The sequence below is a fragment of the Cobetia sp. cqz5-12 genome (assembly GCF_016495405.1).
In the GTDB taxonomy this organism is placed as follows: domain Bacteria; phylum Pseudomonadota; class Gammaproteobacteria; order Pseudomonadales; family Halomonadaceae; genus Cobetia.
Window position 1 is genome coordinate 2,750,397 of sequence record NZ_CP044522.1, and the last position, 22,846, is coordinate 2,773,242.

At 62.8% G+C, this 22,846-nt stretch carries 19 protein-coding genes; 6 read left to right on the forward strand and 13 right to left on the reverse strand.

Annotated elements, in window-relative coordinates; all coding sequences use genetic code 11:
* Positions 1–25 precede the first annotated feature (25 nt).
* Positions 26–913 (forward strand): YghX family hydrolase, encoded by an 888-nt coding sequence (gene yghX / locus F8A90_RS11495; protein ID WP_200017242.1) that lies wholly within the window; start codon positions 26–28, stop codon positions 911–913.
* A 111-nt stretch (positions 914–1,024) separates the two neighbouring features.
* Here yghX and F8A90_RS11500 read toward each other — a convergent pair whose 3' ends face one another.
* Positions 1,025–2,251 carry an endonuclease/exonuclease/phosphatase family protein gene (locus tag F8A90_RS11500; protein WP_233593301.1) on the reverse strand — a complete coding sequence of 409 codons (1,227 nt, stop codon included), beginning with the start codon at positions 2,249–2,251 and terminating at the stop codon, positions 1,025–1,027.
* A 237-nt stretch (positions 2,252–2,488) separates the two neighbouring features.
* Here F8A90_RS11500 and thiM point away from each other — a divergent pair, with 237 nt between their 5' ends.
* Positions 2,489–3,328 (forward strand): hydroxyethylthiazole kinase, encoded by an 840-nt coding sequence (gene thiM, locus F8A90_RS11505; protein WP_200017243.1) that lies wholly within the window; start codon positions 2,489–2,491, stop codon positions 3,326–3,328.
* Positions 3,318–3,941, forward strand: coding sequence for a thiamine phosphate synthase (gene thiE / locus F8A90_RS11510; protein ID WP_200017244.1), 624 nt, complete (start codon positions 3,318–3,320; stop codon positions 3,939–3,941). The genes thiM and thiE overlap by 11 nt, the downstream gene beginning before the upstream one ends.
* A 93-nt stretch (positions 3,942–4,034) precedes the next feature.
* Here the strand turns inward: thiE and eat are convergent, their stop codons facing one another.
* The 4 genes from eat to F8A90_RS11530 all read right to left on the reverse strand — a co-directional run bounded on the left by eat (position 4,035) and on the right by F8A90_RS11530 (position 9,033).
* Entirely contained in the window at positions 4,035–5,441 is a 1,407-nt protein-coding gene (gene eat, locus F8A90_RS11515) for an ethanolamine permease (protein WP_200017245.1), read from the reverse strand.
* Positions 5,442–5,513: 72 nt separating this feature from the next.
* Positions 5,514–6,401, reverse strand: a complete 888-nt coding sequence (gene eutC / locus F8A90_RS11520; RefSeq protein WP_200017246.1) for an ethanolamine ammonia-lyase subunit EutC — start codon at positions 6,399–6,401, stop codon at positions 5,514–5,516.
* Complete coding sequence (locus tag F8A90_RS11525) at positions 6,398–7,804, reverse strand: ethanolamine ammonia-lyase subunit EutB (protein ID WP_200017247.1); 1,407 nt, start codon at positions 7,802–7,804, stop codon at positions 6,398–6,400. The genes eutC and F8A90_RS11525 overlap by 4 nt, the downstream gene beginning before the upstream one ends.
* 296 nt (positions 7,805–8,100) lie before the next feature.
* Complete coding sequence (locus F8A90_RS11530) at positions 8,101–9,033, reverse strand: MurR/RpiR family transcriptional regulator (RefSeq protein ID WP_200017248.1); 933 nt, start codon at positions 9,031–9,033, stop codon at positions 8,101–8,103.
* Positions 9,034–9,193: 160 nt separating this feature from the next.
* Here F8A90_RS11530 and F8A90_RS11535 point away from each other — a divergent pair, with 160 nt between their 5' ends.
* The 3 genes from F8A90_RS11535 (at position 9,194) to F8A90_RS11545 (ending at position 12,610) form a co-directional block, all read left to right on the forward strand.
* On the forward strand, positions 9,194–10,522 hold the full coding sequence (locus F8A90_RS11535) for an aspartate aminotransferase family protein (RefSeq protein ID WP_200017249.1): 1,329 nt from the start codon (positions 9,194–9,196) through the stop codon (positions 10,520–10,522).
* Positions 10,523–10,586: 64 nt separating this feature from the next.
* On the forward strand, positions 10,587–11,159 hold the full coding sequence (locus F8A90_RS11540) for a carboxymuconolactone decarboxylase family protein (RefSeq protein WP_200017250.1): 573 nt from the start codon (positions 10,587–10,589) through the stop codon (positions 11,157–11,159).
* A 194-nt stretch (positions 11,160–11,353) separates the two neighbouring features.
* Positions 11,354–12,610, forward strand: coding sequence for an NAD(P)/FAD-dependent oxidoreductase (locus F8A90_RS11545; protein ID WP_200017251.1), 1,257 nt, complete (start codon positions 11,354–11,356; stop codon positions 12,608–12,610).
* 45 nt (positions 12,611–12,655) lie between these two features.
* On the opposite strand, the gene F8A90_RS11550 is transcribed toward F8A90_RS11545, so the two are convergent.
* The 8 genes from F8A90_RS11550 to F8A90_RS11585 all read right to left on the reverse strand — a co-directional run bounded on the left by F8A90_RS11550 (position 12,656) and on the right by F8A90_RS11585 (position 22,846).
* Positions 12,656–13,762, reverse strand: a complete 1,107-nt coding sequence (locus tag F8A90_RS11550) for a glycosyltransferase family 4 protein (RefSeq protein WP_200017252.1) — start codon at positions 13,760–13,762, stop codon at positions 12,656–12,658.
* A gap of 1,123 nt (positions 13,763–14,885) precedes the next feature.
* Positions 14,886–16,052: a glycosyltransferase family 4 protein gene (locus tag F8A90_RS11555; protein WP_200017253.1), complete on the reverse strand. Its 1,167-nt coding sequence runs from the start codon at positions 16,050–16,052 to the stop codon at positions 14,886–14,888.
* A gap of 181 nt (positions 16,053–16,233) precedes the next feature.
* A complete protein-coding gene (locus F8A90_RS11560) occupies positions 16,234–17,352 on the reverse strand; it encodes a hypothetical protein (protein WP_052384903.1) in 1,119 nt (372 codons plus the stop codon).
* A gap of 8 nt (positions 17,353–17,360) precedes the next feature.
* On the reverse strand, positions 17,361–18,158 hold the full coding sequence (locus F8A90_RS11565) for a glycosyltransferase family 4 protein (protein WP_200017254.1): 798 nt from the start codon (positions 18,156–18,158) through the stop codon (positions 17,361–17,363).
* Positions 18,159–18,272: 114 nt separating this feature from the next.
* Positions 18,273–19,262 (reverse strand): phosphoribosyltransferase family protein, encoded by a 990-nt coding sequence (locus F8A90_RS11570; protein ID WP_200017255.1) that lies wholly within the window; start codon positions 19,260–19,262, stop codon positions 18,273–18,275.
* A gap of 142 nt (positions 19,263–19,404) precedes the next feature.
* The gene (locus F8A90_RS11575) at positions 19,405–20,529 is read right to left on the reverse strand and encodes a glycosyltransferase family 2 protein (protein ID WP_200017256.1); all 1,125 of its coding nucleotides are present in this window, start codon (positions 20,527–20,529) and stop codon (positions 19,405–19,407) included.
* A complete protein-coding gene (locus F8A90_RS11580) occupies positions 20,523–21,992 on the reverse strand; it encodes a lipopolysaccharide biosynthesis protein (protein WP_200017257.1) in 1,470 nt (489 codons plus the stop codon). Before F8A90_RS11580 ends, F8A90_RS11575 begins: the two co-directional genes overlap by 7 nt.
* The gene (locus F8A90_RS11585; RefSeq protein ID WP_200017258.1) at positions 21,983–22,846 is read right to left on the reverse strand and encodes a WbqC family protein; all 864 of its coding nucleotides are present in this window, start codon (positions 22,844–22,846) and stop codon (positions 21,983–21,985) included. Before F8A90_RS11585 ends, F8A90_RS11580 begins: the two co-directional genes overlap by 10 nt.

Here is a 22,846-nt window from a genome sequence, read left to right on the forward strand (position 1 = left end):
CCCTTCTCTTGCCCAGGAGTCTGACATGACCCGTCTCACTGCAAAGGATTTTGCCCCCGAGTTGCTGGAGCTGTACGACGGCTATGTTCATGGCCAGATCACCCGCCGCCAGTTTCTCGATCGCGCGGCGGCCTTTGCCGTCGCGGGCATGACGGCCACCTCGATTCTGGCAAGCCTCAGCCCCAACTACGCGCTGGCTTCTCAGGTCGAGTTCACCGACCCCGACATCGTCGCCGAATACATCACCTATCCCTCCCCCGAGGGTCACGGCGAGGTACGCGCCTACATGGTGCGCCCTGCCAACATGACCGGCCTGCTGCCCGGCGTGGTGGTGGTGCACGAGAACCGTGGCCTCAACCCCTACATCGAGGATGTCGCACGGCGAGTGGCCAAGGCCGGCTACATCGCTCTGGCACCGGATGGACTCAGCTCGGTCGGCGGCTATCCGGGCAATGACCCCAAGGGCAAGGAGCTGCAGGCGCAGATCGCCCCCGAAAAGCTGATGAACGACTTCTTTGCCGCCATCGAATACCTGATGGCCGAGAACCGCACCACCGGCAAGATCGGCATCACCGGCTTCTGCTACGGCGGGGGCGTCTCCAATGCAGCCGCCGTCGCCTATCCGGAACTGGCCTGCGCCGTGCCCTTCTACGGCCGCCAGCCACGCGCCGAGGAAGTCGCAGCCATCCAGGCGCCGCTGCTGCTGCAGTACGCCGAGCATGACGAGCGCGTCAATGCCGGCTGGCCCGCCTATGAAGCCGCGCTCAAGGAGCACGACAAGGTCTACGAGGCCTATATCTACCCCGGCACCCACCACGGCTTCCACAACGACTCGACCCCACGCTATGACGAGGAAGCCGCCAAGCTTGCCTGGGACAGAACCCTTGAGTGGTTTGCCAAGTATCTGACCTGATCCGCTCGACGCAATATGACTCCTCGCTGAACCACAAGGCCCGCACCCCATGCATCATCCATGGGGGGCGGGCCTTGTCATGGGCATGTCAGGACACCATCGGGCCATCTCTCAGCTGCACAGCAGCCCGCTGGCGACGATCTTGCTCACGGTGCCCTGGCCGATGCCGCTGATACGGGTCAGCTGGCCGCTGGAACTCCACGGGCGCTGACGGATGATGTCGGCGGCGCGCGCCGGCCCGATATTAGGCAGCTGATCCAGCTGGTCGGCGTTGGCGGTGTTGAGGTCGATGCAGGTCTGACTCGCTGAACTGGAGGTACTGGACGCACGACTGGCCACCTCTGTGCCCGCCGCTTGGGGCTGACCACCCTCCAGCGGCAGCAACGCAAGTGTCTCGCCGGTCACCGACAGATAGATCGGGGCGTGGTCCGAGACATCGGCACGCGCTGTCTCATGACTGATGCCCAGATAGTCCGGGAAGCGGAACACATCGCCATTGGCCTTGGGCCATTCACTCGGCACATACCAGATGTTGTCGTAGAGCGAGGCATAGCGGCCATCGGTCTTGGAGAGTGTCGTCGCACCCTCGGTGATCAATGGGCGCAGGCCGAGGGTGCGCAGATCTCCCCAGGCAGGCTCGGTCGGAGCCATGTTGAAGTCGCCCATGATGATCGTCGGCGTGCCGGGCGAGATTTCCTTCATCAGGTCATAGATATCGGCCAGCGCGCGGATTTCCGGCGAGCGATCCGCCTTGCTGTCGCCATAGACGATGTGCACGTTGGCGGCGCTGAAGGCTCGCCCAGTCTCCTTCTCGACGAAGGTGGCGAGCAGCGGCTCGCGCGAGAACACATCCTGCGGGTCGAGATAGACCGCAGCGCCGCCCTGATAGCTGATGGCCTTGTCACGATAGAGATAGGCGTAACGCTCGGTATAGGTGCTGCGCCCGACCGCATGGCTGACCAGACTGTCCCACTCATCGCCGGTCAGCGCTTCCAGCTGATGTTCAAGCTCGGTGACGACCTCCTCCTTCATCACCTCCTGCAACCCTATCAGGTCCATGTGGCTGGCCACCGCCGCGACCTGCTCGAGATGCTTGCCGTTGTTCCAACCCGCATGCTTCAGATTCCAGCTGGCGATCACCGCGTTCGCCTGGCTGGCGGCGGCACCGCCCAGCAAGACCGGGACCGACAGTGCCAGCAGTACCTTCTTGCCGACACTCCCCAGCCAGCGGCGCGCATGATGAGAGACGCATGTGCTGTTCTTGTCGAAAGTGTTCTTGTTGATCGAGTTCTTGATGACCAGATTGCTGGCGCTACCGAGATGACCTGTCTGTATCACTGCATGACCCTTGACTGATGACTCGTACACAAAAGACCGTAAGAGACTGTATCTTATGGACTTGTCGTCAAGGTTTATAGAACAACGATATTATTTATTATCCAATGCGCGACTCTTGATGGAGACCGAGAGCTACCGCGCGACGCCACCGTCAGCACCTGGCCTTGCCACTTGACCTTTCTGCACCAGCTTTTACTCTCGAACGCTGATGCTTCCTTTCTCCAGTCACGAGATCCCATGACCCCATCGTCATCCCTTTCTCCCGGCAGCCTGCTCCATCACCTGCGCCAGACAGCGCCACTGGTGCACAACATCACCAACCATGTCGCCATGACGCCGACCGCCAACACTCTGCTGGCCATTGGTGCCTCCCCCTTGATGGCGCATGCACAGGAAGAAGCACAGGACATATCCACCATCAGCGCGGCGCTGTCGATCAATATCGGCACCCTCTCCCAAAGCTGGATCGAGGCAATGCAGCTGGCGGCGATGTATGCCCAACGTGAGGGTAAACCCTGGGTGCTGGACCCCGTCGGCATCGGTGCCTCGCGCCTGCGCCACTATGCCTGCCGCGTATTGCTGGAGCATCACCCCAGCGTGATTCGCGCCAATGCCTCCGAGGTACTCGCACTGGCCGGTGAAACCAGCCAGAGTCGCGGCGTCGATAGTGGCGATGACAGTGAAGATGCAGTGGACCGCGCCAGCCGCGCCGCCATCTCTCTGGCGCGCACGCAGAACTGCGTGGTGGCGATGACCGGCGCCATCGATGTCGTCACTGATGGCAAGCGCGTGATTCGTGTCCGCGGTGGTCATGCCTTGATGGGGCGCGTCACCGCCATGGGCTGCGCGCTGAGCAGCGTGGTCGCCGCCTTCCTCGCCGCCTCACTCGACGGACATGACGACACCTTGCAGGCCACCGCCGCCGCGCTGGCCTGCTACGCCGAAGCCGGTGAGACGGCGGGCCAGTCAGTAGAGGGCCCGGGCAGCTTCGTGCCACGTTTCCTGGATGCCCTGTATACTCTCGACGCCGATTCCCCCCTGATTGCCTCTCGTCTGGAGCTGACCGATGTCACTTGATCTATCCCTTTACCTGGTCACCGACCCCGCGCTGTGCGCCGAGCGCGGCCTGGAAGCCACCGTGATGGCCGCCGTGCGCGGCGGCGTCAGTGTCGTGCAGCTGCGCGACAAGCACGCCAGTGACGAGGAGATGATCGCCCAGGCCATCCGCCTCAAGGCGCTGCTGGACGAGTACGAGGTGCCGCTGATCATCAATGACCGTATCGAGGTCGCGCTGGCCAGTGGCGCCGATGGCCTGCACATCGGCCAGAGCGATGGCGACCCGATCGAGGCGCGCCGCCGGCTGGGCGATGACGTGCTGATCGGCCTGTCGGTGCAGACGCTTGAACAGCTCAAGGATGTCGATATCGAACGCATCGACTATCTTGGCCTCGGCCCGGTGTATGCCACTCCCACCAAGCCGGACCACGCCGCACCGCTGGGCATTGAGGGACTCACCCAGCTGGTGCGCTCAAGCCCGCTGCCGACGGTCGCCATCGGCGGTATCTCGTTGGCCAATGCGGGAGACGTCATGAGCAGCGGCACCGACGGCCTCGCCGTGGTTTCGGCATTGTGTTCTGCCGCCGACCCAGCTGCTGCCGCTCAGGAATTTCTGGCGCAATACCCATTCTGATCTGATCCTGCCCATCAGATAGAGACGACAACGCCCGCCATGGTCAGCCATGGCGGGCGTTGTCGTCTTTGCCAAAGATTCTGCCTGAGCGGATCAGCTGGCCGCAAGATCACTCTCGGCATTGGCCACCAGCGCAAACTCTTCCTCAGCGGTCTTCGCCACCAGCTGATGGCGGCTGAAGATGGCGTAGTAGGCGATGCCCACCACGAACAGCACCACGGTGTAGTTGAAGGCACGCGGATCGAAGGCATAGACCCCGGTCAGCGCGATCAGCGAGAGCACCAGCGCGATGGAGGAGGTCACGATGCCACCCGGCGTGCGATAGGGACGCGCCATCTGCGGCTGGCGCAGGCGTAACAGGATGTGGCTGGCGGCCATCAGTGCGTAGGAGACGGTCGCCCCCACCACCGCCATGCCCAGGATCAGATCGCCTTCACCGGTCAGCGAGACCAGGAAGCCGAAGACGCCCGGCACCACCAGCGCCCAGGACGGCGCCTTGCGCTTGCTGGTCAGCGACAGCGCCTTGGGCAGGTAGCCGGCTCGTGACAGCGCGAACACCAGACGGCTGTAGCCGTAGATGATCGAGAAGAACGAGGCCACCAGCCCGGCCAATGCCAGCACGTTGACCAGCGTCGCCAGTCCTTCGCTGCCAGTCGCGTTCAGCGCATCCACCAGCGGCACGGCACTGCTGCCGATCGCCTCGGCGCCCGCGGCGCCGGCCAACAGGAAGACGACGAGCACGGCGGTGAACATCAGAAACAGCATGGCGCCGATGATGCCACGCGGAACATCACGAGCCGGATTGCGCGATTCCTCTGCCGCCAGCGGCACCCCTTCCACGGCCAGGAACAGCCACATGCCGAAGGGCAGCGCGGCCCAGATGCCATACCACCCATTGGGCATGAAATCGCTGGCGCCCCAGGCATCCGTCGGCGCGATGTCGAACAGGCGGCTGCTGTCGAAATCACCGATCAGCGCGACCGCGGTGGCGATGATAGCGAACACCGCCAGGCCGCTGATCACCATCATCACCTTGAGCGCCTCGCCGACCCCCGCCAGGTGGATGCCGATGAACACCAGGTAGAAGATGGCGTAGATGATCGGGCCATTGATGCCCAGAAGCGACTCAACCGCGCTGCCGATGAAGATGACGATGGCCGCAGGTGCCAGCGCATATTCGATCAATACCGCAAGGCCGGTGAGATAGCCTCCTGCAGGCCCCATGGCCTGGCGCGCGAAGCTGTATCCGCCGCCGGCGGCGGGAATGGCCGCTGACATTTCCGCCAGCGACAGCACCAGTGCCAGATACATGATGCCCATCAGCAACGCTGCGATCGCGAAGCCGCCCCAGCCTGCCTCCGCGATACCGAAATTCCAGCCGGCGAAATCACCGGAGATCACATAGGAGACCCCGAGTCCCGCCAGCAGAATCCAGCCCGCCGTGCCCTTCTTCAACTGGCGTCTGGCCAGATAGTCCTGCTCTTTCGTGTCGCGAGTCATGGTGCCGCCTTGTTGCCGTCAAGTATTGTCATTGTTGGATCGGGAGATTCCCGCTGATGCGCTGCCATCCCGTCAGGACAGCAGGAAGTTCTGGATACCGCCCCCGCTCTCCAGCGAGTTGTCGCCACTTCTGTCCTTGAGCCCCACCCCGGTGAGGCCGAGCTTGCGGGCCTCGCGCAGCAGGTAATGCAGACGCTGGGCAGCCATCGCGAAGTCGAGCCCTGCCGGGCGCACGTTGGAGATGCAGTTGCGACTGGCATCACTGAGGCCGACGCGCGGCTGCCAGGTGAGATATAGCCCGAGGCTGTCCGGTGAGCTGAGACCGGGGCGCTCGCCGACCATCACCAGCACCGCCCGCGCCTTGAGTAGCTCACCGACCTCATCGCCGATCGCGACCCGTCCCTGCTCCACCACGCTGATCGGTGTCAGCGTCCAGGCATCCGGACCATCCTCGGCAAGCGTTTCCAGCAATGCCGCGATGAAGGGCGCGGCGTTGTTCTGCACCGCCAGAGACGACAGCCCATCGACGATCACGATGGCCAGATCCGCAGGCTCCGGTGCGAGGCTCGACAATTGCTCACACGAGGCCTCATCGAGCCGTCGCCCGTAGTCGGGGCGTTGCAGATAGGTGGTGCGATCCACGGCGCGACTGTGCAGATGCTGGATGTCCGGGGCGTTCTCGAGGGCGGGCAGCTGCTGGAGATCCTCGATCAGTCGGGGAATCTCCAGTGGCAGATGGACGGCGTCCTGCGCGCGGGCGTGCGCCAGCTGAAATTCCAGCGAGCGGTTGGTCGGCAGGCTGATGCCGGCGCGGCCCAGGCCGATGCGCGCATCCGTGAACTGCCCCAGCAGCTGCCAGGCATTGGGCGTGACGATGGCGGGCGAATCGCTGACAGCCTTTCCCTGCTGGCCCTCGCGAGCCGCGGATGGCGCATCACTGGGGGAGGAGTCGTGGCTCATGCCTCACCTCCGGATACCTGACGCAGGGAGTCGGCAAAGCAGGACGGCATGTCAGCGGGCAGCTTCTGCTGGGCGACATCGGTGAAGATCTGCATCTCCTCGAGCCAGGCGGCGAATTCCGGCGCCGGGCCCAGGCCCAGCACCCGTCGTGCATAGAGGGCATCGTGGAAGGAGGTGGTCTGATAGTTGAGCATGATGTCATCGGAGCCGGGGATGCCCATGATGAAGTTGCAGCCCGCCACCCCGAGCAGCGTCAGCAGGGTATCCATGTCGTTCTGGTCGGCATCGGCATGATTGGTGTAGCAGATGTCACAGCCCATCGGCAGCCCCAGCAGCTTGCCGCAGAAATGGTCCTCAAGCCCCGCGCGGATGATCTCCTTGCCATTGAACAGATACTCGGGACCGATGAAGCCGACCACGGTGTTCACCAGCAACGGCGAGTACTTGCGGGCCACCGCATAGGCGCGCGCCTCACAGGTCTGCTGGTCCAGTCCGTGATGGGCATCGGCGGACAGCGCACTGCCCTGGCCGGTCTCGAAATACATCACGTTGTCGCCCACCGTGCCGCGCTTGAGTGACAGCGCCGCCTGCTGCGCCTCCGCCAGCACGGAAAGCTCGACACCGAAGCTCTCGTTGGTGGCCTGGGTGCCGCCGATGGACTGGAAGACGAGATCCACCGGGGCGCCCTGCTCGATGCATTCAATGGTGTTGGTGACGTGGGTGAGCACGCAGGACTGGGTGGGAATCGAATACTTCTGGATCACCTCGTCCATCAGACGCATCAGCTTGATGCTCTGGGCCACGTTGTCGGTGGCCGGATTGATGCCGATCACCGCGTCGCCGTTGCCGTAGAGCAGCCCATCGAGAATGCTGGCGGCGATGCCCGTGACATCATCAGTGGGATGGTTGGGCTGCAGGCGAGTCGAGAGATGGCCGCTCTTGCCGATGGTATTGCGAAAGGCCGTGACCACCTCGCACTTCCTGGCGACCAGAATCAGATCCTGATTGCGCATCAGCTTGCTGACCGCGGCGGCCATTTCCGGGGTGATGCCGGCACGTACCTGCGCCAGCACCGCCGGCGTCGCGAGGTCACTCAGCAGCCAGTTGCGGAAGTCGCCGACGGTGAGATGCGCGATCGGCAGGAACGCCACCGGATCATGCTCATCGATGATCAAGCGGGTGATGTCGTCCTGTTCGTAGGGAATCAGCACGTCTTCGAGGAAGGTCTTGAGAGGCAACTCCGCCAGACACAGCTGAGCGACGACTCGCTCCTCAGCGGTTTCCGCGATCACGCCAGCAAGACGATCTCCGGAGCGGGCGGGCGTCGCCTTGGCCATCAGCTCCGCCAGACTGGCGAAACGATGGACCTGACTGCCCAGGGTATAACGGTACTCGCGGCTCATGGGAAATTCCTTGCACTGACAGATGTCATTTCATCTCAGTCGGTTTGCAGGAATCACGCCAATTTCTTCAGGCCCCTCTTTGGTCCTGCATAGGCCTGCAGACCCCACGCTGCGAGACGTGTCTGCATGACTGACACGCCTAGACGGCGAGAGTGAACATCGCCGCGGCGACACCCCTCGCACCAGTTTGGCGCGCCTTCAGTCATTCGCGAACGGATGCGAGCAGACAGATGCTGCCAATTGGTGCGCTCGCCCAGTCATGCCGCGTGAGATGGGACAAGTGCATCGGCGCCGGATCAGCGACGTGTGCCTCCCAGCTCCGTGATGATCGCCTCGCGCTGCTTGAGCGAGGCCACCCCGGCATCGCCCAGCTTGCTGGCCACCTCGCTGAGCAGGCCTTCGGCGAGGAACATGAAGGCGCTCATGCTGTTGCTGTAGAAGAGGCTGTGATTGGGCACATGGAAACTGTGGCGCGCCAGCGGCTCCAGCGGAGAGCTGGACGAGTCGGTCAACGCGATCACCGCGACGCCGCGCTTCACCGCCACCTCGGCGCAGGCCACCACGCTTGGGGTATAGGGGAAGCAGCTCGCCACCACCAGCACGTCATCGGCCGTCAGCTGGGCCAGCGCATCCGCCACGCCCTGACGACTGGCATCCAGCGGCGACACGTCCGGGCGCAGCATGCCAAGTCCATAGGCCATGAACAGTGCCAGAGAATTGAACTGACGCATGCCATGCACGCGCACGCGCGGTGCCTCGGCCAGCAAGGTGGTCGCGGCCTCGAAGTCCGCGGCGTCCACCCTCTCGAGCATGCCGAGGATGTTGGCGCTTTCCTGACGCCCCAGTCGTGCCAGCTGTGCCATGGCACCACTGTCGGCATCACGTGACGAGAGTCGCGCCGCCTGCTGACTGTAGAAGTGCTCGCCGTCCGTCACTGCCTGACGGAAGACATCCTGAAACCGGCTGAAGCCCTCGTAACCCAGCCGCTGGGCCAGACGCGAGAAGGTCGAGGCATTCACACCGGTCAATTCCGCCAGCTGGCTGATGGAAGACACCGCCGTGCGCTGCGGCGATTCGATCAGCACGGCCAGCACGCGTCGGGAACTCGCGCCGAGGCGGATCTCCACTTCACGGCGATCGATCGCCACCAGCAGCTGTTTCAACCCTTCCAGGGTTTCCGGCGGCGAATCAGGGGATGCGGGCCCGGGGGCTTGGGAGGATGGGGGCATGGGATGCCTCCTTGGCAAGGGACAGATGGCGGCAACGGTAGCATCTCTGACCGGTCGAGTCCGAAGGCACAGGCGATTATATGCAATGACTGATTGCATAAAACATAAATGCACTACATATTTGCATAACACTCTCGCACCCCTGCCCCTCGGAGCCCGCATGAGCCACGTACTGCATCGCAACCTCAATCAGGAATACCCCACCGCCGTGCAGGGTGATGGCCCTTACATCGTCGATCGAGAGGGTCGCCGTTATCTGGATGCCAGCGGTGGCGCTGCCGTGTCCTGCCTGGGGCACAGCGACGAGACTGTGGCACAGGCCATCAAGGACCAGGTCAGCCAGCTGGCCTATGCGCATACCTCATTCTTCACCAGCGAGCCGATGGAGCAGCTGGCCGACTTCCTCATCGAGCGCGCTCCCGAGGGGCTCGAGTCCGTCTACTTCGTCTCCGGTGGCTCGGAAGCGGTCGAGGCGGCACTCAAGCTGGCCCGTCAGTATTTCGTCGAGATCGGCCAGCCCCAGCGCAAGCATCTGATCGCGCGGCGCCAGAGTTATCATGGCAATACGCTGGGCGCGCTGGCTACCGGCGGCAATGCCTGGCGCCGTCAGCAGTTCGAGCCGCTGCTGATCAATGTCAGCCACGTCAGCCCCTGCTACGCCTACCGGGGCCAGCAGCCCGACGAGACCCCCGAGGCGATGGGCGTGCGTCTCGCCGCCGAGCTTGAAGAGGAAATCCTGCGCCTGGGCGCCGAGAACGTGATGGCCTTCGTGGCTGAACCCGTCGTGGGTGCCACCCTGGGGGCCGTCACGGCGGTGCCGGGCTACTTCACGCGCATCCGTGAGGTCTGTGATCGCTACGGCGTGCTGCTGATTCTCGACGAGGTGATGTGCGGCATGGGGCGTACCGGCAGCCTGTTCGCCGCCGAGCAGGAAGGTGTCACGGCGGACCTGATCACCATCGCCAAGGGCCTGGGCGCCGGCTACCAGCCGGTCGGCGCGACCCTGGTCAGCAAGCGCATCCGTGATGCCATCGCCAATGGCTCCGGCTTCTTCCAGCACGGCCATACCTACATCGGCCATGCCACCGCCTGTGCCGCAGCGCTGGCGGTCCAGCAGACCATCGAAGCCCGCGACCTGCTCACACGTGTCAACGTCCTCGGCGAGGGACTGCAGTCACGCCTGGACGAGCGCTTCGCGAACCATCCCCACATCGGCGACATCCGCGGTCGCGGCCTCTTCCGTGGGCTTGAGCTGGTGGCGAATCGCGATTCCAAAAAGCCCTTCGATCCCTCCCTCAAGCTTCACGCGCGTCTCAAGAAGGCCGCCATGGCCGAAGGCCTGATGTGTTACCCGATGGGCGGCACCCTGGATGGCCGCCAGGGCGATCACATCCTGCTGGCACCGCCGTTCATTCTGCAGGAGTCGCATCTGGACGAGATCACCGACAAGCTGGGGCGTGCCATCGACACCACCCTGGCCAGCCTGTGACGGCTCAGCTGCAGGCGCATTGCCTACCCACGATCCTTGAATCGATTTGAATGGAGTGAATTTCATGGCGATCACATCGCGCCTGACCGAACTGGATGAGGCCAGCATGAGTGCAGCCCAACGCGAGGTGATCGCCGAGATTCTCAGCGGTCCCCGCGGCAACCTCGATGGCCCATTTCTGGCCTGGGTCCACAGTCCTGAGCTTGCCAATCACGCCCAGCGCCTCGGCGCCTTCTGCCGCTACGCTACCGGCCTTGAGCTGCGCCTGAGCGAGCTGGCGATTCTCACCACGGCGGTGTGGTGGAAGTCCCAGGCGGAATGGCAGATCCACGCGCCGATCGCCGAGCAGGCCGGTCTCTCGCCGGACGTCATCACGGCACTGCGCGAGGAGCGTGAACCCGCGTTTGAACAAGACGATGAGCAGCTGATCTATCGCGTCACTCGCGCGCTCTACGCCGAGCGACGTGTCGATGATGCGCTGTATGCCGAGGCCGTCGCGATGTTCGGCGAGACGGTCGTGGTCGAACTGGTTGGCATACTGGGTTACTACGCCCTGGTGGCGATGACGCTGAATGTCTTCGCCGTGCGGCGTGGCGATGACATCGCGCTGCCCTTCGAGGAACCGAACGGCTCCTGAACCGCTTGCCGTGAGTCGCTCATCGCCTTGCGCCTTGGCGGACACGCTGCCGAGACGCATGACGCCCTTGCCGAGCCAATCACCGCGAGGCATGCTCGACAGACCCCACTCTGCGCCCCGGCTGACTCCGGGGCGCGATGCATTGCGGCGCAAACACCCCGACAACAACGACAAGACAACATGGTGAGCATTCGATGAGTGATAGCGAACACACGGAAGTGGCCGTGATCGGCGCGGGCGCCGTCGGTGTCGCCTGCGCCCTGTGGCTGCGGCGCAGCGGCCATGAGGTGACGATGATCGAGCGCGAGGGCATCGCCAGCGGCACCTCCTTCGGCAATGCCAGTACCCTGGCGGATTATGGCTGCCTGCCCATCGCCCGCCCCGAGATCTGGCGTAGCATGCCTTCACTGCTGTTATCGCCTGACTCGCCCTTCGTCATCGACTGGAAATGCCTGCCGAGGCTCTCGCCCTGGCTGATGCGATTCATGGGCCAGTGCAATGCCACGCGCTTTCGGGCCAACAGCGAGATGCTGGCGCGTCTGCTCAGCCATACCTACACGGACTATCAGCCGCTGCTGGACGATGCCCCGGCGGCGGCCGCGATGATTCAGCGCAAGGGCTGCCTTTATGCCTATGGCAAGGCCGAGAACCTGCAGGCCGCGCAGGGTGACATCCGGCTGCGTGACCAGCTCGGCATCCATCAGCAGGTGCTGACAGCGGATGAGCTGATCGCGCTGGAACCTGCCATGGCAGGCCATACCGCCGGCGGTGTGCTGTTCCCCTCCTCCTGTCATCTGGATGACCCGCAGGTGTTCATCGACACCCTGGCCGCTCCGCTACGCGAGGAGGGCCGGCTCGTCACCGCCGAAGTCATCCGCCTGAGCTCTCAGGCCTCCGGCATGCTGCTGGAGTACGCCGACGGCAGACGGTTGATGGCGGACCGCGTGGTACTGGCAGCCGGGGCCTGGTCGGCACATCTCGCCCGCCAGATCGGCGACAGGATTCCGTTGGATACCGAGCGTGGCTACCACATCGAATTCGATCTCGAGCACTCGCCGCTCAACCGCCCGACCTGTCCGGTGGAGAGTGCCTTCTACATGACGCCTCTGCGAGGCGCCGAAGGGCCGCGTCTGCGAGTGGCAGGCACCGTGGAGTTGAGTTCGCTTGCGGGGCCCGCCAACCCGGCCCGCTTCGATTATCTGGAAACCCGAGTGCGCAGGGTGCTGGGACTGGATGCCCCGGTAGCCCGGCGCTGGCTGGGCTTTCGTCCCACCCTGCCCGACTCCATACCGGTGATCGGCCCATCGCCCAATGAGCCACGCGTGATCCATGCCTTTGGCCATCAGCATATCGGGGTGACATTGGCAGGCGTGACTGGACGCCTGGTCAGCGAATGTTTAGCCAAAGGCTCACCAGAATGGATCACGCCCTGCTCTCCAGCTCGTTTTTGATACCATGTTGATACCAGGCTCCAGCTCTGATGTCAGGGCGTCATATCACGAGGCATCCGCGATGCGGGTTCGCCCGGAGATCAGGCGCTCCAGCAGCTGCTGCCACTCGCCGCACAGGGTGTCCGCATCAAAGCGCGTGGCATTGTCGCGCGCCAGCAAGGACATCTCGCGACGGCGGGCTGCATCCGTGATCAGGTCACGGATCTCGCGCGCCAGTGCCTCATCGTCCTCGACATCCACCAGCACACCGCTGCCGCCGGCCAGGATTTCGGCCGGCCCTGTCTCACAATCTGTCGAGACCACCGGCAAGCCGAAGGATTGCGCTTCCAGCAGGGTCATCGGCAGCCCCTCCCAGCGTGAGCTCATCACGTACAGCGCCGCGCGTTGATACTCCTTTTCCACCTGTGAGGTGCGGCCCACGAAGACGACGCTGTCACTCAGGCCCAACGTCCAGGCCTGGGCCTTGAGGTCATTTTCATCCTCTCCCCAGCCGACGATGCGCAGTCGCCAGTCAGGATGGACCGACACGACCTTGTGCCAGGCGTTCAGCAGTACATCGAAGCCCTTCTGCTTCGTCAGGCGGCCGACAGCAAGCACGGTACGCGACGCTGCGCCCTCTTCGCTGGACTTGGGGAAGTGCGGTACCGGATTCCAGATCGCGCCGACCTTGTCGCGGATGCGGTAGCGCGCTCGCCAGGCCTCGGCATCCCGCTCGGTGAGCACCACGATGGCATCGGCCAGGCGCACGGCGGTCGAGCGCCCTACCGAACGCAGGCGTGAACCATGATCGGTGGCGAGGTTGAAATGCTCCCAGCAGATGATCCGCGCGCGCTGGAACGGGGCCCACGGCGCACAGAAGGCGAACAGGATCGAATCCACCAGTACCACTACATCGGCCTGTTGGTGACGGACCTTGGTCAGTAGCGCCGAACTGATGCCCAGCGACCGTCGGGCCCCGCCTCTGGCCTCCTTCAGATTCAGGCAACAGGTCGTGATGCTGTCCTCCAGGGCAAACGAGCTGGTCGCTGGCCCGAACAGACTCGCGATCATCACGTCATGGCCCGAGCGCGCCAGTCCGCTGGCAATTTCGCATGTGACACGTTCCGTGCCTCCGTCGCTGGAAAGATTACCGACGACAAACAGAATCTTCATTGGCTCATGCGCTCCACAGGGAAATGCTCGCCGCGAGGCACCCGCCCGCAGGCGCGATAACGCCTTGCTTGATCGGAATGCTCAACTGCGGCACAGAAAAAACCCGCCACCGACGAGGGTCGATGGCGGGAGATAGGGGGTATGACATGAAGCGGGACGATCCAGTGCAGATCGAACGCACAGAACGCTCGTGTCAGCTTGCTGAAAGCAGGACTACCGCCAGGCAGCACGTCTTGACCGCTTCAGGAAGAAAAATGCATCAGGCACTTTTGTGAAGAACGGTTCGTCAGAAGGACGATACGTCGGCAAGACAGAACGGCAAGAGGGGCGTGCCTGGAAACCGGGCTCGGGGAGCCGGTACGGGAAGCGATCTTGCGATGCGGAAGTGACAAGCGGCCCGAGCGCTGAACGGACACTGCCAGGCGTCATGCGGAATGACAGCTCAACGTGTCTTGCCCATCCCGCCTTTTGAGAGGCACGCTTCGCACTGAGTCGTGGTGGGCCTGTAACGCGCGCCGTGGCATGGCGGATGAAAAGGTAAATCCAATGCTGGCGCGCCAGGCTCGTCTTGTCAGCTCATTAGCTCAATAAGCTCATTGGCTCAATGCTGGCACCTGCCAACAGGATCAGCGGCCAGCAATCGAGTGTGACGACTCAGCGTCCTGCTTGCTCGTCCGGCTGGCAGTGATGGCTTCAGTCGAGACGCGATGAATGATGCCGCAGTCTTCACAGTGATAGAGCGGCGCCTTGCCGGCCAGTCGCTGCCACCAATGGCGTTTTACGCGATGTACGCTGGCGCCCCCGCATTGGGCGCAGAAACGATATCCACTCATGACGACATTCTGCTCTCTGTTGATGGTACTCACGGGCATCCTTCCCTTTGATAACGATCGATCGCGTTCCAGCGAGACGGCCTGTTCAGCGACACACGGTGTGTCATGGCAAGAAGAAGCACTGTCCCGACCGATTGAGCTCTCCAGGCAGGCGCCTGTCACTCTCACTCGCGGGGCCATTATGCGCGTTAAATCCAGCAGCAGTTCCTGATATTTGCCCAACTGTCGAGAACGATTTTCTTCATCTTCCTGACGAAAATCCAACGGTGTCAATGTGTTAGCGACCTGCCTCACGCAGTAGCGAGTACTGACTTACGCAACTCGATATCCAGTGTGTGCTGCAGACAGCCCAGATAGGCACGCACCACGATCTGCTGATCGAATTCACGTTCGATACGCATACGTGCCGCCTGCCCCGCCTCGATCAACGCCGCTTGCGGCATGTCCAGACAGCCCTGCATCTGCTGCTCCAGGGACTCGACATCGGCCGCTTCGCACAGCCAGCCAGTGACGCCAGGCTTGACTGAGCTGCGACACCCCGGCACATCACTGACGATCGCCGGACGCCCCATCGAGGCCGCCTCCAGTACCGTGCGCGGCATGCCCTCCCGATACGACGGCAGCACCAGCACATTGGCCTCGGCCAGGAAGGGACGCACATCCCGCTGTTCGCCCAGGTAGTGCAATACGCCGCGCTCGCGCCAGGCAGCGATTTCCTCGTCGCTGATCGCGGTGCGGTTGCTGATTCCTGACGGGCCGATCAACCAGAAGCGTGCCTGCGGGTAACGCTCATGCAGACGCTCGGCCGCCGACACGTATTCCCGCACCCCCTTGTCGCCGATCAGGCGAGCAACCATCACGAAGGTCAGTGGTGGTGTCTGTGGTTGCGGCGCAAAGGCGAAGCGCTGCGGGTCGATACCGGCACCGGGCAGCACGACAGACGGCGTGGACTTCTGCAATCCGAGACGCATGAACAGGCGTTGGTCATCGCGGTTCTCGAAGAACACGCAACGCGCGCCACGATTGGCGAAGCCATACAACGCCCGTACCCGACGGAACAGCCAGCTGTCGTGTATGAAGGCGGTGCCCAACCCCGAGACGTTGTTGGTATAGGGAATCTTGAGCAGCCGACAGGCCAGTCCCGAATAGACATTGGCCTTGATGGTGAAGTTGAGAACATAGCGCGGCTTGAGTTTCAGCAATGTCCCCAACAATGCCAGCAGGCTCTTGCCCTCCCCGACCAGCGAAGTGCCCTTGCCCTCCATGCCCAGCGCACGATGCTCGACCTTGAGCTCATCCACCAGGTACTTGCTATGCGCATCGGTGGGCGCAAGGCACACCACGCGATAGCCCGAGTCACGCAGCCCTTCGATGATGCCGCGATGGAAGTTGTAGAGAAAGAACGACGAGTTGGAGACCAGCACCACCGTGGAGGGCTGGGCGTCACGTGTTGGCATGGGGCATTCCTTGCATGTCATGCGAAGAAGAACATCGCGCGAGCTTGCGCGCGCGCGACCGGAGGCATCCGGAAGAGAGACCATCGATATGAGAAACGCTCGACAAGAGAAACGATCGAGAAGCGACATCAGCGCGAAAGGAGAGGCGTCGTGGCTCGGGCCGGCAGCTCAGTCCAGCAGCTCAGTCCAGCAACGCAGGCCGGCGTTGCTGCTGCCACAGACGCACCAGTCCTGTGTCATGCGCCATGCACACCACATAGATGACCAGGAACGGGAAGCGATAGCGCACCGCGGTGCCGTAGTTGAAGACGACGAGCCCATAGATGGTGAAGGCACCGATCAGATACAACAGCCAGAAGAGCGTCTTCTCGCGCTGGACCTGCCAGCACTTGAGGGTCAGCCAGACAAGGAAGGCGACGACCAGCAGGTTCTCTCCCGACTGGATCAGCTGCAACGCATTGGCGGCTTCCCAGGGCAGCGGTTTGATCAGGAAGTACAGCGCCCCCTGTATCCCCGTCACCACGAAGTCCCCGAAGCCCTGGATGACCTCCACATCCTCGATCTTGCCACCATCCTCCAGATACATGGCCGCGCGGAAGAAGTTGATCTGGTCCACCGCCAGCGGATAGATGACCAGCACACTTGCGGCCAGCCCGACCAGCAACCAGCAGAAACGCTTGGTCGACAGGCCCTGACGGCTGACGTCGTAGAGGAGATAGATGCCGAGGAAGATCAACATGATCAGAGCGTTCTGGAACTTGATGATCCATAACGGCAACAGGAAGATCAGCGCCCACATCGGCCGACGCTCGATGGCCAGCAGGAAGCTGCCCAGCATGAAGCCGGTCACCAGGGTGTCGCGCAGGCTCAATGAGCTGTAGAGCACCAGGCTCGGGTAGCACAGCACGAACAGCAGTACCGCGTGGGAGATGATGCCGCGACGAATCAGCACCATCAGCGCGCCGATATAGAGGAACTTGTTGAAGAAGCCTAGGCTGGTGATGGTTTCCGCCAGCGGCAGCGGCAACAGCGCCAGAAATCCCGACGAGACCGAGACGGTCAGGGAGTGGTCCATCGCCCCCCAGTCCATGCTGCGCATGGCCAATACCTGCTCCCAGTAGCGGAATTGGTCCGGCATGTACTCGGCATCGAACAGCACATTGTTCAACAGGTACGGCACTGCACTGCTGAGACTCAGGATGATCGCGACATTGCGTGTCACCCAGCCACGCAGAAAGCCCACCATCACCAGTACCAGACAGACGAGCAGGTTGGGCAGGTCGAGCAGAATGTGTTCCATGAAAAGACTTATTCTCGCGCGCCGCTGTTGGCCAGTTCGGCCTGCAGATTGGCGGATGACATGAGGGGCGCGGACGCGCCGGTATCAGCGCTGATGGCCTGGCGACTCACCACGCCAGAGGTGTCGAGGGACGACGAAGGCTGCGCGAGGCTGGCCGCAGCTTCCCCACTGTTGACTTGCCAGCTTTGAGACGAGAAGGGTGACGCGCCCTCGACCTCGGCTGCCGACAGCATCAGCGACAGGCACTGCATCAATTGATGCTCGCTCAGCGCGCCCGTCTCCTCATCAGGGGCCAACGGCAGCGTCACGACGCGCGCGGCCTCGATGCCGCCCTCGTGGCGTGCCTGGCAGCCGGCTTCATCGCTTTCGACCAGCACCAGTGCCGCATGCGGATACTTGAGCGCCATTCTGCGCCTCAGGCCCCGCGCCTTGCTGCCCGCCGCCACCAGTTCACTGGCCGGCGTCACGGCATGATGCGCAATCACCGGCACACGCCAGCGATCCAGACGGCGTGCCTTGAGCGCATTGAGGTTGGCTTCCAGACCGCTGGACATCAGGACACACGGACGATGACGCGCCAGATAGCGCGTCAGGGCCAGCACGCCCGTCAACTCACTGTGCACGCCCAGCTCTACCAGCCGCACCCCGTGTGCAAGACCTTCGATCAACTCCTCATGGGCCTGGGGCACGATGAGATCCACCTCATGCCCCAGACGCGTAAGCCCTGCCGCCAACGCCAGCATCTGGCGAGTCTCGAGGGTCATCTGTCGTGCCACGACCAAAAGCGCCATCCGATGCGTCTTCATTGCCACTCCTTCGCCAGTGTTTGCCTTGAGCCAAGCTCGATCGAGACAATTCACGATGACCGCCATGTCATCTGCGCATGACGGTCATCGTCAGCCCCAATTCCTTCTCTACGTTCAGGCCAGTCGCTGATAGACACTGCGCGCCTGGCGAGCCAGCGGTGCCGGCAACCAGGTGACGATCCGGCGCGCCATGCGCTTGAACGTGCACACCAGTACCTGGCCCTTCTTCTGCGCTGACATCGAGGCCCACTCGGGAGTCATCATCTGGTGGGCATCCACGCAATAGACGGGCTTGCCGGTCATGCGCGTGATGTTGGTGGCCTGCCCCACCTCACTTTCGATGAACAGGCGACAGCCCGAGTCACGGTAGTAATCCGCCTTGTGACTCGAATGACGATTCTGGCGCAGGCGCTCTTCCTTGCTGGGCAGGTCAAGCATGATCAGATGCTCATACTCGACACCGTGACGGGCCAGCCAGTCGGTCGTCTCGGGACGATATTTTTCCAGACGATTGGTGACCAGCGAGTGCACACGGTAGGTCGGGATATGCAGGGGCGCCGCGTTGGTCAGGAAGTCGCGATAGCGCGGGCCGTCATCATTCTGTTCAGGCGTCGGGTCGAGGCACAGCACGCCATCGATATCCAGGCAGCTATCGGCCAGCGCCGGATGATGAAACAGATTCCACTGGAAGGCGCGTGGATGCTCCAGTTCGACCAGATACATGTCCACCCCCACCACCGGCGCCGGGTTGGCATAGATGACACAGGTGGTGATCTCACAGGGGCAATCTTGCGGAATACGCGCCATGGAGGCCTTGAGCGAGGCCCCACTGTTGAAGCTGTCGTCGACCAGCAGCACACGCTGATTTTCCCAGGCGCTCTGCGCCGCCCCCCGGACCTTGCGCGTCATACCCTTGCCGGGCGAGCCATTGGCGATGAAGGTGTCGAGATCCGTGCAGGCCCGATTGAGCATCGCGCTGATCATGTAGGCCGGCACCATTCCACTGCGCGGGATCCCGACGATCAGATCGAAATTCCCGGCCTGCAGGCGCGACAACTGCCTGGCGATATCCGAACTCAGGTCGGCATAACTGCGATAATTCATGTTGCGGTCCCCTTGCGACTCACGGCGGCCCAAGGCCGATTTCCTTCGCGCTTTGTGTGTTGCAGCGCTGTTTTGATGTCATTGACGACGTCCTGTCATCAAACGCTTCTCTCGCCCTCATCACCCTCGATCACCGGGGCATTCAGGCGCTTTTACGCTCCTGCACTGCGCGGTCGGATGACACACGACGGCGACGAGTCCCTATCAATCGGGTCATCACATCCTGGCGCACGAGACGCAGCAGCCGACTGCGGTCCATATGCGAGAGCATCGCGACACCCTGGCGGAAGTTGGCCAGGCGCTGCATGGGGCTCGCCGGCGCCATCACGTACTGCTTGAAATAGTGATAGAGCGGGATGTACAGGCTGACGGAATGCGGCATGTGACGGGTGTTGGCATGAAAGACGTCGATGGCCGAGATCATGTCGCGCTGATAGCGCTGTTCGGCCTCGCTTTCCTGCTGCTGCGATGTCCAGGAACCCTTGGCATTGCGGCGATAGACGCAGGCAGCATCTTCGTAATAGAGCGTCTCGCCCTGCAGTGCCATATAGGACTGCAGGAAGAAGTCCATGATCGGGGCGCCGCGATAGGACGCCATCATCGCATCGACGGTGGCGTCGACGCGTCGGAAGCTGAAGGCCGGTGACGGAATGGAGGCGCCGCGCAGCCCGATCACCGCCTCGGCAGAGATCTTCTTCACGCTATCGGCATAGCGGCAGATGAGCGAATGCTGGCCGGTCGCTTCATTGAACTCCAGCGCCGGGTGGAAACAGACCGTCGCCTCGGGATAGGCGTCGAACAAGGCAACCTGACGGGCCAGCTTGTCGGGTTTGATCCAGTAATCATCACCTTCGCAATAGGCAATGATGTCGCCGCGCATCACTGGCATGCAGAAGGTGATCGGCCAGATATGCTGAGAGTACTGGTTCACCTCCTGCAGGATCGGCCGCACGATGTTCGGGTAACGGGCCGCATATTCCTCGATGATTTCCCGCGTGCCATCCGTCGAGACATCGTCATGCACGACGATCTCGAACGGAAAACGCGTGCGCTGCATCAGAAAGCCATCCAGCGCCATGCGAATGTAGTCGCCATGATTGAAGGCGAAGCACATCACCGAGACGCGCGGGGCGCTGAGATCGCCCTCCCACTCGGCCATGATGGCGGCTTCCTCGGCGGGCGCCGGCGGCACAGGCAAGGGGCCTGACTGCGGGGTGCCATCCATGAGGGGCGTCGCGAGTGCCCGGGCATAACTCAGTTCTAACATGCAGTATTCCCCACTTTCCGTTGTGAAAGACGCTCCTGGATCCAGCCTGCGCCGAACTGCCAGGCCGCGAAGCGCAGCCAGCAGGACAGCAACAGATAGGCCGCCCCTGCCAGCAGGCCTGATACCACCAGCACCACCGGCGCCGGCCAGATGACCAACAGTGCAGGCACGGCCCACCAGGTCGTGCCCGCCACCGCAGTGGCCAGCAGCAGAGCCGGCAGGAAGTCGGCCAGCTGCTCGCGGATGCTGTAGTTGATCAACTCCCGCGAGAACCAGGCATTGGGGATGTAGGACACCACCGCCACCACGATCTGCCCGATCAGGATCGCCATCACGCCATGGCGCCAGGTCACCGCCAGCACCGCACAGATCAATACCTTCTTGATGATCTCGAGCCCGAGGAACAGGTCCGAGCGCCCCTTGACGTTGAGCACATTGAGATTGAGCGTGCTCAGGGGATACATGACCGCCGCGATGCACATCAGCTGCAGATAGGGCACCGCTGCCAGCCACCGCTCGGGCAACAGCGTCAGGAACAGCGGCTCGGCCAGCGCCGCCAGCAACAGCATCGCCGGGAACAGCAGATAGACCATGACCTGAAGGATCTGACGATAGGCACTCTTGAGGCGCACCGGATCCTCCTGGATGCTCGCCAGCGCCGGGAAGGTCACGTTCTGTACTGCCGTCACCAGCTGATTGATCACCAGCTCCTTGAGACGCTCGGCGAAGAAGAACAGCCCCGCCACCGAGGCGGAGAACAGCTTGGCGATCAGCAGCACATAGAGATTGACGAACAGCACATCCAGCATGCGTGACAGGAACATCTTGTAGCCGAAGCGGAACATCGCCTTGAACGACACCACATCGAATTCCAGTCGCGGCCGCCAGCTGCCCCAGCACCACATCAGGGCGGTAGTGACCAGCGCCGCCGTCAACATCTGCCCCACCAGCGCCCAGACCCCGAAGCCCAGCCAGCCCAGCAGCACCGCCACCCCGCCCGACACCACGCTGCCGGGAATGCCAGCCTTCATGCGCGTGCGAAAATCCAGCGCGCGGTTGAGCATCGCGCCCTGAATGACCTCGAAGGAATTGATCAGCACCACGATGCCGCCGATACGTACCAGCACGATCAGGCGTGGCTCGGCATAGAAGTCGGCGATCAGGGGAGCGCTGGCATACAGCAGGCCGTAGGCCAGCACCCCGAAGGCGATATTGCTGAAGAAGGCGGTGCTGGCATCACGCGGCCCGAGGGTCGGCATGCGCAGAATGGCTTGCTGAAGACCGGAATCCATCATGGCCGAGGCGATGGTCAGAAAGACCAGCACCATCGCCAGCAACCCGAAATCTTCCGGCACCAGCAGCCGCGCCAGAAGCAGCGTGACCAGACTGGCCATGCCACGCCGCAATAGCTGATCGGAGAAATTCCACAGAATGCCGATGGCGGTCTTGTTGCTCAGTGACACGAGGCGAGGCCCCCCTGATGCAAGTAGGCCGCGACATTGCGCGCCAGCGGCCCCGCTACAGGGGCCACCTCATCAGTGGCATTGCCCGTGGCGCGCAGCAGCTGCGGGTCTTCCGGCAGCAGCTGGTACTCGGCGAGTCTGTCGCGCACCTCGCCCGGTGAGCACCACATCAGCATATCGATGATCGACAGGCCGGCAACGAACTGCGCCTGACGCCCTGAGCGGCGCATGTCAGCCCCCGCCTCGCCACGCGAATCAAGCGGAGTCTGGCGATAGCCACTCGGCTGGCTTGCGAGGAATGACAGCGTGATGCCTTTGGCCGCAAAGGGGGCCGCCTGGTAGAGCTTCCGGCCGCCGATGCTGTTGATGTAACCCTCGGCCCCGCGCATCAGTGACATCTCGATAAGGCGGTCCTGGGCCTTGAGACTGCGGTCGTGCTCAAGCTCGCTGGTGAGCAGAAAGCGACACTCCAGCCCCAGGTAGTCACACACCCGCTCGAAGCTGTACTTGCACAGCGCCCCGATGCGGCGATCTTCATGCTGGAACACTGCCTGCAGCAGCGGCATGACCTTTGCGTAATACGGTGCCCTGGCATAGGCGTGATGCAGCGTGGTCAGCAGGCTGTCCGGTGTCGGGCCGAAGACGAGTTCGCTGATCAGGCGGTTGGGCGACGCCTTGGGCACCGACAGCGTGAAGCGATGCGCCTTGCCGCCCAGCAGCACATTGTTGCGATTGATATAGCCACGCGGAATGAAGGCGACGTCGTCATAAACGAGAAACTCGTCACAGGCATGCATCAACTGGAAATAGCCGATATGCGGGAACAGATAGGGCTGCATGATCGCGATGTTCAT

Bases quoted from the DNA above. Each gene is read 5' to 3' on its own strand.
- yghX (WP_200017242.1), top strand. From the start codon at position 26: ATGACCCGTCTCACTGCAAAGGATTTTGCCCCCGAGTTGCTGGAGCTG.
- thiM (WP_200017243.1), top strand. From the start codon at position 2,489: ATGACCCCATCGTCATCCCTTTCTCCCGGCAGCCTGCTCCATCACCTG.
- thiE (WP_200017244.1), top strand. From the start codon at position 3,318: ATGTCACTTGATCTATCCCTTTACCTGGTCACCGACCCCGCGCTGTGC.
- eat (WP_200017245.1), bottom strand. From the start codon at position 5,441: ATGACTCGCGACACGAAAGAGCAGGACTATCTGGCCAGACGCCAGTTG.
- eutC (WP_200017246.1), bottom strand. From the start codon at position 6,401: ATGAGCCACGACTCCTCCCCCAGTGATGCGCCATCCGCGGCTCGCGAG.
- F8A90_RS11525 (WP_200017247.1), bottom strand. From the start codon at position 7,804: ATGAGCCGCGAGTACCGTTATACCCTGGGCAGTCAGGTCCATCGTTTC.
- F8A90_RS11530 (WP_200017248.1), bottom strand. From the start codon at position 9,033: ATGCCCCCATCCTCCCAAGCCCCCGGGCCCGCATCCCCTGATTCGCCG.
- F8A90_RS11535 (WP_200017249.1), top strand. From the start codon at position 9,194: ATGAGCCACGTACTGCATCGCAACCTCAATCAGGAATACCCCACCGCC.
- F8A90_RS11540 (WP_200017250.1), top strand. From the start codon at position 10,587: ATGGCGATCACATCGCGCCTGACCGAACTGGATGAGGCCAGCATGAGT.
- F8A90_RS11545 (WP_200017251.1), top strand. From the start codon at position 11,354: ATGAGTGATAGCGAACACACGGAAGTGGCCGTGATCGGCGCGGGCGCC.
- F8A90_RS11550 (WP_200017252.1), bottom strand. From the start codon at position 13,762: ATGAAGATTCTGTTTGTCGTCGGTAATCTTTCCAGCGACGGAGGCACG.
- F8A90_RS11555 (WP_200017253.1), bottom strand. From the start codon at position 16,052: ATGCCAACACGTGACGCCCAGCCCTCCACGGTGGTGCTGGTCTCCAAC.
- F8A90_RS11560 (WP_052384903.1), bottom strand. From the start codon at position 17,352: ATGGAACACATTCTGCTCGACCTGCCCAACCTGCTCGTCTGTCTGGTA.
- F8A90_RS11565 (WP_200017254.1), bottom strand. From the start codon at position 18,158: ATGAAGACGCATCGGATGGCGCTTTTGGTCGTGGCACGACAGATGACC.
- F8A90_RS11570 (WP_200017255.1), bottom strand. From the start codon at position 19,262: ATGAATTATCGCAGTTATGCCGACCTGAGTTCGGATATCGCCAGGCAG.
- F8A90_RS11575 (WP_200017256.1), bottom strand. From the start codon at position 20,529: ATGTTAGAACTGAGTTATGCCCGGGCACTCGCGACGCCCCTCATGGAT.
- F8A90_RS11585 (WP_200017258.1), bottom strand. From the start codon at position 22,846: ATGAACATCGCGATCATGCAGCCCTATCTGTTCCCGCATATCGGCTAT.